Origin of the sequence: Curtobacterium sp. MCSS17_008, assembly GCF_003234185.1 — a bacterium.
GTDB lineage: Bacteria > Actinomycetota > Actinomycetes > Actinomycetales > Microbacteriaceae > Curtobacterium.
Window position 1 is genome coordinate 1 of the sequence record NZ_QKSM01000028.1, and the last position, 5365, is coordinate 5365.

The following is a 5365-nucleotide window of genomic DNA, read 5'->3' on the forward strand; positions in this document are numbered from 1 at the left end:
GTTGAGTCCGGCGGCGTCCTACTCTCCCACAAGGTCCCCCTTGCAGTACCATCGGCGCTGAGAGGCTTAGCTTCCGGGTTCGGAATGTGACCGGGCGTTTCCCTCTCGCTATGACCACCGGAACACTGTCGACCCAATCCTGGATCACAACTGTTCCTTCAAGCTCATGCTGAAGTATTCAGTTTGATTCCCGATCGTCTGTCGGGAACCACAAAGTGGACGCGAGCCCCTACCACGAGGGTAGGGAAATCAGTGTGTTGTCAAGTCTTCGGCTTATTAGTACCGGTCAGCTCCACGGGTCGTTAGTCCCCGCTTCCACATCCGGCCTATCAACCCAGTAGTCTGCTGGGAGCCTCTCACACTCAAGGTGCATGGAAATCTCATCTCGAAGACGGCTTCCCGCTTAGATGCTTTCAGCGGTTATCCGGTCCGAACGTAGCTAATCAGCGGTGCCCTTGGCAGAACAACTGACACACCAGAGGTTCGTCCATCCCGGTCCTCTCGTACTAGGGATAGATCTTCTCAAATTTCCAACGCGCGCAGCGGATAGGGACCGAACTGTCTCACGACGTTCTAAACCCAGCTCGCGTACCGCTTTAATGGGCGAACAGCCCAACCCTTGGGACCTACTCCAGCCCCAGGATGCGACGAGCCGACATCGAGGTGCCAAACCATGCCGTCGATATGGACTCTTGGGCAAGATCAGCCTGTTATCCCCGAGGTACCTTTTATCCGTTGAGCGACAGCGCTTCCACAAGCCACTGCCGGATCACTAGTCCCGACTTTCGTCCCTGCTCGACCTGTCAGTCTCACAGTCAAGCTCCCTTGTGCACTTACACTCGCCACCTGATTGCCAACCAGGTTGAGGGAACCTTTGGGCGCCTCCGTTACTCTTTGGGAGGCAACCGCCCCAGTTAAACTACCCATCAGGCACTGTCCATGAACCCGATCAGGGTCCTACGTTAGACATCCAAAGTGACCAGAGTGGTATTTCAACAATGACTCCACGAACACTAGCGTGCCCGCTTCACAGTCTCCCACCTATCCTACACAAGCCACTCCGAACACCAATACCAAACTGTAGTAAAGGTCACGGGGTCTTTCCGTCCTGCTGCGCGTAACGAGCATCTTTACTCGTAGTGCAATTTCGCCGAGTTCGCGGTTGAGACAGCTGGGAAGTCGTTACGCCATTCGTGCAGGTCGGAACTTACCCGACAAGGAATTTCGCTACCTTAGGATGGTTATAGTTACCACCGCCGTTTACTGGGGCTTAAATTCAGAGCTTCGCCCGAGGGCTAACCCTTCCTCTTAACCTTCCAGCACCGGGCAGGCGTCAGTCCGTATACATCGTCTTGCGACTTCGCACGGACCTGTGTTTTTAGTAAACAGTCGCTTCCCACTGGTCTCTGCGGCCTTCAACGCTCAACAACGAGAAGTCGTATCACGTGTCCGGCCCCCCTTCTCCCGAAGTTACGGGGGCATTTTGCCGAGTTCCTTAACCACGATTCTCTCGATCTCCTTGGTATTCTCTACCTGACCACCTGAGTCGGTTTCGGGTACGGGCGGCTGCAACCTCGCGTCGATGCTTTTCTCGGCAGCATAGGATCACTGATTTCCCCTAACGGGTACGCGTCGGATCTCAGGCACACAGACGACGGATTTGCCTATCGTCAGCCCTACATCCTTACACCAGGTTCACCTTACGGATACCATCGCCTGGCTCAGCTACCTTCCTGCGTCACACCTGTTCATACGCTAGCCGCACCAGCATGGGGTCGAGCGTTAGACCGGACACCATCACCCCGAAGGGATCCGGTGAGCCGGGTTAGGACTCTTAGCACCACTGGATTAGCTTGGGCGGTTGTTCGCCGGTACGGGAATATCAACCCGTTGTCCATCGACTACGCCTGTCGGCCTCGCCTTAGGTCCCGACTTACCCAGGGCGGATTAACCTGGCCCTGGAACCCTTGGTCTTTCGGAGGACGGGTTTCTCACCCGTCTTTCGCTACTCATGCCTGCATTCTCACTCGTGTAGCGTCCACGGCTGGATTACTCCGCCGCTTCACTCGCCACACGACGCTCTCCTACCACTCCGCACGACTGAACCACGAAGGCTTATCGAGTGTGCGAAATCTACAACTTCGGCGGTGTGCTTGAGCCCCGTTACATTGTCGGCGCGGAATCACTTGACCAGTGAGCTATTACGCACTCTTTCAAGGGTGGCTGCTTCTAAGCCAACCTCCTGGTTGTCTGTGCAACTCCACATCCTTTCCCACTTAGCACACGCTTAGGGGCCTTAGTTGGTAGTCTGGGTTGTTTCCCTCTCGACGATGAAGCTTATCCCCCACCGTCTCACTGCTGCGCTCTCACTCACCGGCATTCGGAGTTTGGCTGACGTCAGTAACCTGTTGAGGCCCATCGGCCATCCAGTAGCTCTACCTCCGGCGAGAAACACGCAACGCTGCACCTAAATGCATTTCGGAGAGAACCAGCTATCACGAAGTTTGATTGGCCTTTCACCCCTATCCACAGCTCATCCCCTCCATTTTCAACTGAAGTGGGTTCGGTCCTCCACGACGTCTTACCGTCGCTTCAACCTGGCCATGGATAGATCACTTCGCTTCGGGTCTAGGACATGCGACTGAAATCGCCCTATTCAGACTCGCTTTCGCTACGGCTACCCCACACGGGTTAACCTCGCCACATATCGCTAACTCGCAGGCTCATTCTTCAAAAGGCACGCCGTCACCCCTACAAGGAGGCTCCGACGGTTTGTAAGCAAACGGTTTCAGGTACTATTTCACTCCCCTCCCGGGGTACTTTTCACCTTTCCCTCACGGTACTTGTCCGCTATCGGTCATCTGGGAGTATTTAGGCTTATCAGGTGGTCCTGACAGATTCACACGGGATTTCTCGGGCCCCGTGCTACTTGGGATACACATCCGGCCATAACACCATTTCGTCTACGGGGCTGGCACCCACTACGGCCCGGCTTTCAAACCAGTTCGACTATGATGCGCTGTAACCGCCCCAGTCCGGCAGAACTGAGCGACGTGTCCCACAACCCCGACCATGCAACGCCCGCCGGCTATCACACATGATCGGTTTAGCCTCATCCGCTTTCGCTCGCCACTACTCACGGAATCACATGTTGTTTTCTCTTCCTGTGGGTACTGAGATGTTTCACTTCCCCACGTTCCCTCTACCCGCCCTATATATTCAGGCGGGAGTCACCAGGTCGACAAGTCGCCTGGCGGGGTTTCCCCATTCGGAAATCCTCGGCTCACAGCTCGATTATCAGCTCCCCGAGGCTTATCGCAGATTTCTACGTCCTTCTTCGGCTCCAGATGCCAAGGCATCCACCGTTTGCTCTTAGAAACTTGACCACAAAGATTAAAATTGCGATCGACTCACAACCACACGACCATCACGGCCGTATCGTTCCGAGCGATCTAAGATGCTCGCGTCCACTGTGTAGTTCTCAACATACGATCGGCACCACACTCCCCCGACACACAACGCGTCAGCTTCATGCAGCCCACCGAAGAACCATACCCAGGCTCACACCCAGGCGGCTCAACACCCACCAGCCAGACATCCGAAGACACCCACCCAGCAGGAAGCCTGGTCCCTCAGGACCCAACAACGTGCACCAGCCGACCCGCTCACCCCCGACCCGTTCCACACCGGCCCCCGAAGAGACCAGCCGTACTGAGACCAGGAGCCGCGCTCCCGACTGCACTGTCAATGTTCCACCCATGAGCTACCGGCAACCACACTCGGGTTGCAACGGCGCCTGAACCAAACACCTGCAAGCAGGGCCGGTCAGATGCTCCTTAGAAAGGAGGTGATCCAGCCGCACCTTCCGGTACGGCTACCTTGTTACGACTTAGTCCTAATCACCGATCCCACCTTCGACGGCTCCTTCCACAAGGGTTAGGCCACCGGCTTCGGGTGTTACCGACTTTCATGACTTGACGGGCGGTGTGTACAAGGCCCGGGAACGTATTCACCGCAGCGTTGCTGATCTGCGATTACTAGCGACTCCGACTTCATGAGGTCGAGTTGCAGACCTCAATCCGAACTGAGACCGGCTTTTTGGGATTCGCTCCACCTTACGGTATCGCAGCCCTTTGTACCGGCCATTGTAGCATGCGTGAAGCCCAAGACATAAGGGGCATGATGATTTGACGTCATCCCCACCTTCCTCCGAGTTGACCCCGGCAGTCTCCTATGAGTCCCCGCCATAACGCGCTGGCAACATAGAACGAGGGTTGCGCTCGTTGCGGGACTTAACCCAACATCTCACGACACGAGCTGACGACAACCATGCACCACCTGTACACCGACCACAAGGGGGCGACCATCTCTGGCCGTTTCCGGTGTATGTCAAGCCTTGGTAAGGTTCTTCGCGTTGCATCGAATTAATCCGCATGCTCCGCCGCTTGTGCGGGCCCCCGTCAATTCCTTTGAGTTTTAGCCTTGCGGCCGTACTCCCCAGGCGGGGCGCTTAATGCGTTAGCTACGACACAGAAACCGTGGAAAGGTCCCTACATCTAGCGCCCAACGTTTACGGCGTGGACTACCAGGGTATCTAATCCTGTTCGCTCCCCACGCTTTCGCTCCTCAGCGTCAGTTACGGCCCAGAGATCTGCCTTCGCCATCGGTGTTCCTCCTGATATCTGCGCATTCCACCGCTACACCAGGAATTCCAATCTCCCCTACCGCACTCTAGTCTGCCCGTACCCACTGCAAGCCCGAGGTTGAGCCTCGGGATTTCACAGCAGACGCGACAAACCGCCTACGAGCTCTTTACGCCCAATAATTCCGGACAACGCTTGCACCCTACGTATTACCGCGGCTGCTGGCACGTAGTTAGCCGGTGCTTTTTCTGCAGGTACCGTCACTTTCGCTTCTTCCCTACTAAAAGAGGTTTACAACCCGAAGGCCGTCATCCCTCACGCGGCGTTGCTGCATCAGGCTTTCGCCCATTGTGCAATATTCCCCACTGCTGCCTCCCGTAGGAGTCTGGGCCGTGTCTCAGTCCCAGTGTGGCCGGTCACCCTCTCAGGCCGGCTACCCGTCGTCGCCTTGGTGAGCCATTACCTCACCAACAAGCTGATAGGCCGCGAGTCCATCCCCAACCAAAAAATCTTTCCACCACCAGACCATGCGGCCGGCAGTCATATCCAGTATTAGACGTCGTTTCCAACGCTTATCCCAGAGTCAGGGGCAGGTTACTCACGTGTTACTCACCCGTTCGCCACTAATCCACCCAGCAAGCTGGGCATCATCGTTCGACTTGCATGTGTTAAGCACGCCGCCAGCGTTCGTCCTGAGCCAGGATCAAACTCTCCGTAAAAAA

The 5365-nt window shown here is 56.1% G+C and carries 3 rRNA genes; all 3 read right to left on the bottom strand.

What is annotated here, in order from left to right:
• Positions 1–5: 5 nt before the first annotated feature.
• A 5S ribosomal RNA gene (gene rrf, locus DEJ23_RS15235) occupies positions 6–122 on the bottom strand.
• 134 nt (positions 123–256) lie between these two features.
• Positions 257–3386: ribosomal RNA gene (locus DEJ23_RS15240) — 23S ribosomal RNA — on the bottom strand.
• A 454-nt stretch (positions 3387–3840) separates the two neighbouring features.
• A 16S ribosomal RNA gene (locus tag DEJ23_RS15245) occupies positions 3841–5362 on the bottom strand.
• Together the 16S, 23S and 5S rRNA genes form the textbook arrangement of a ribosomal RNA operon.
• Between the last annotated feature and the right edge of the window lie 3 nt (positions 5363–5365).